Raw genomic sequence first — 3,592 nt, 5'->3', positions numbered from 1 at the left:
AAAGTAAATGGTGCCTCGACGCGGAATCGAACCACGGACACGAGGATTTTCAATCCTCTGCTCTACCGACTGAGCTATCGAGGCACATAAACTGTGCTAACTAAAAGTAAAATAATTATTTAACTTTTAGCTTTATAAATGGTGCCGACTAACCGAGTCGACGGGTAATTTGAACAGACTACTGATTACAGCTTTCTTTTCAAACTACTTTAAATAAATGGTGCCGACTAACCGAGTCGAACGGTTGACCTACTGATTACAAGTCAGTTGCTCTACCAGCTGAGCTAAGTCGGCACACAAAACTGTGTGCTAAGGCACGCGTAATAATGTTTAAACTGTTGATTAAACACCACTACTTTAATAAATGGTGCCTCGACCCGGAATCGAACCAGGGACACGAGGATTTTCAATCCTCTGCTCTACCAACTGAGCTATCGAGGCACTTAAACAGTGCTAATTAAAAATCTTAAGGGATTTTTAATGCAATTCCCACTCATCTCTAGCGACTGAGCTATCTGGGCGTGCGGCGTATTAAACGAGTTTTGCCCTTACAAGTCAACTTTTTTTTTCTTCTTTATAACTGTTTGAACGGTTTTCAGACAACTCAGTACATTTTTTATTAATAACGTTCATTTTTACCACAAATCGGGCTATAACTATAAATAAATATAACTAAATCAGACTAAAACCGTAGTGAATTATTTTTTGTAAATGTTACGATTAGCTTAGATACGTACGATAGGGACTTATCGTAGTAAAAACACATCAATTGGAAACAATCAATGCAGAGTAAATTCTCATCGCCAGTAAAAGGCTTACGGCCACTTTTTTTAATCATTAATATTGCTGTAACAGCGCTCGCTATTGTTGCCCACTCATTTTATACACAAACTGAAGTTAAGACAGCCCAACCAGTATCATCTATTAATATTGTAACGCTTGCCGATAGATTAGACTTACCTATGGTTGATGCATTAACTATGTATGGTCAAGGTAAAGTAAAACAGTTACTTGATTTAACCTCCTTATTAGACGGTGACTTTGAATATACTCTATATCGCTTCAATGCTACATCAGATACTCAGTTGGTATATAGCAGCAGTAAACCAGCCATCGCTTCTGTTAAAACTGAAAAGCACTTAAAAGAAGAAGGTATTCTGCATCACCTACTATTGTTAAACGATCAACCCATTGGCGAGCTTATTATTAAGCAAAACATACCAGCCACGCCTTTAAGCGCTCAAGACTCTCAAGTTATCGCTTACATCATCGCGATAGCGAGTGTTGCTGCATTATTTATACTTACTTTAATGTTTAATATGTACATTAATACGCGCTTACGTAAAAGTACTGACACTCTTACTCAAGAGTTACAGGCAATCACTGAAGATGCTAATTATAATAGTAATGTTGATGAGCAACTTGATATTGGTTTAGGTGTAGTAGCAAAAAACATCAACTTATTGCTACAAAAAGTACAAACTGCAATGAGCGAGAATGACTCTGCACAAAAAGAGCTTTATAAATTACAAAATGGCCTAGAAGCCGAAGTGCAAAATCGTACCTTAGCGCTTGAGCAAGCCACATTAAAAGCAGAGCGAGCAAGCGAAACTAAAACAACATTCTTAGCAACGATGAGTCACGAAATAAGAACACCGATGAATGGTGTTATAGGTACTATTGATTTACTGCGCCAGACCGAACTTGATGGCGCTCAGCATCGTTTAAGTACGATTATTCGTGAATCAGCATTTTCGTTATTGAGCATTTTGGATGATATTTTAGATTTTTCTAAAATTGAGGCTGGAAAGCTAAATATTGACCCGATCCCATTTTCGGTAACCGATACTATTGAAGAAGTTGCTCGTGTGCTCTCATCTGTTGCTAAAAAACGTGAGCTTGATTTAGAGCTAGCAATAGCACCAGATATTCCTATAAATCTTACCGGTGATAGCGTACGTGTACGTCAGGTTCTTTATAATCTATGTAGCAACGCAATTAAATTTACGAGCACTGATGAAAAAACCCAAGGGCATGTAAAAATATCAGTAGAGGTGGTACATAATACGACTGATCACTTTACCTTACGCTTTTGCGTAACTGATAACGGTAAAGGCATGTCGCAGGCACAACTACGCGAAATATTTAATCCGTTTATTCAAGCCGAAAATTCAATTACCCGAGAATATGGAGGGACAGGTTTAGGTCTTTCTATTTGTAAAAGCTTAACTGAGCTTATGCTAGGGACTATTCATGTAACTAGCCATACAGGAATTGGCAGTGAGTTTACTGTTGAACTGCCGTTTAGCACATCGGGTAGAATTAAATATGCACACAAAGGTGCATTAAATGGTAAGCAAATTGTTGTAGTTAGTAATCACCTAGAACGTGAAAAAACAATGTACCGTTATTTATCGTTTATGGGCGCTAAAATAGTTTATGCACACACAGAAGAAGAAATTGAAGAGCACCAACATTCGCAAGATATTATTTGGGTGGCTGATGGCATAGACAATATGGATAAAACAAACGCGCTGCTAAGACGCTTATTTTATTCATTAGAGGATTATAAACAACAAGTTGTTGTACTAAGCAAGCTTGATGAAGCGGCTATAAATCATAATAATATTTTTTATATTAATGCCTCTCCTTTATGTAAGTCTAATTTTATGCTGTCTATTTTAGTCGCTGCAGGTTTGCATACACCTAAACAAATTAAAAAAACCAAAACACTTAATAATTATTTAAATGTTGAGCAAGCTCGTAAATCAAACAAATTGGTTTTACTTGTTGAAGATAACCTTCTAAACCAACAAGTGCTAACCGATCAATTACACATACTAGGTTTTGGCGTTGAGATAGCAAACAACGGTGAAGAAGGCTTAGATATGTGGAGAAAAGGTGATTACTCACTTATTTTAACCGACTTACACATGCCTAAAATGTCGGGTTACGATATGGTCGAAAAAATCCGTAACGAAGCAGAGCTATTAGAATCAATTGATGCACAGCCTTACATTATTGCTGTAACAGCAAACGCACTTAAAGGCGAAAAAGAGCGTTGTTTAGCCGTAGGTATAAACGACTTCATTACCAAACCTATAGAGCTAAACGCGTTAGAGGACACTTTAAAACGCTGGAGCGATAAGCAAAGCCAAAACCAGAATGTAGTTATCCATCAAACCATGGCGCTACCTATTGATGTGGAAGCAGTTGCTAAATATGTAAATGGTGACGAAGCTAAACAGTTACGCTTTTTCAAAATGTATTTAGAACAAAGCCAAGGGCTAATTAAGGGGATTAATTCAGGCGTTATGGTTAACGATTTAGATGAGATTATTGAAGGGTGTCATCAATTAAAATCGATCTCCAAAACAATTGGTGCCCTAACGGTGGCAGAACTTTCAAGTGCATTTGAAGATAAATGTAAAAAAGGTGAACTCACAACCGATGAATTAATAGACTTAAGAGATAAGTTAGAAATTGAATACTCTAAAGCAGCTCAATTTTTAAAAGAACAAATTAAAATCTCTGAGCAAGAAGATGAGTTAAGTGATTAAATAATCGCACACAAAAAAAGGGCTATTTAGCC

General features: G+C 36.9%; 1 protein-coding gene and 3 tRNA genes. 1 reads left to right on the top strand and 3 read right to left on the bottom strand.

The genetic code is table 11. The features are described from left to right. Nucleotides 1–8: 8 nt before the first annotated feature. The 3 genes from CXF64_RS09240 to CXF64_RS09230 form a co-directional block, all read right to left on the bottom strand. Nucleotides 9–84: transfer RNA gene (locus tag CXF64_RS09240), tRNA-Phe, on the bottom strand. A 134-nt stretch (nt 85–218) separates the two neighbouring features. Beyond that, a tRNA-Thr gene (locus CXF64_RS09235) sits at nt 219–294 on the bottom strand. Between the two features lie 71 nt (nt 295–365). Further along, nucleotides 366–441 (bottom strand) — tRNA-Phe (locus CXF64_RS09230). Between the two features lie 341 nt (nt 442–782). On the opposite strand from CXF64_RS09230, the gene CXF64_RS09225 reads away from it, so the two are divergent. Then, nucleotides 783–3,560 (top strand): ATP-binding protein, encoded by a 2,778-nt coding sequence (locus CXF64_RS09225; protein WP_101216868.1) that lies wholly within the window; start codon nt 783–785, stop codon nt 3,558–3,560. Nucleotides 3,561–3,592 lie beyond the last annotated feature (32 nt).

Source organism: Pseudoalteromonas sp. GutCa3, from assembly GCF_002836155.1.
GTDB lineage: Bacteria > Pseudomonadota > Gammaproteobacteria > Enterobacterales > Alteromonadaceae > Pseudoalteromonas > Pseudoalteromonas arctica.
The sequence above is the reverse complement of the archived record's forward strand: the minus strand, read 5'-3'. Positions and strand labels throughout refer to the sequence as shown.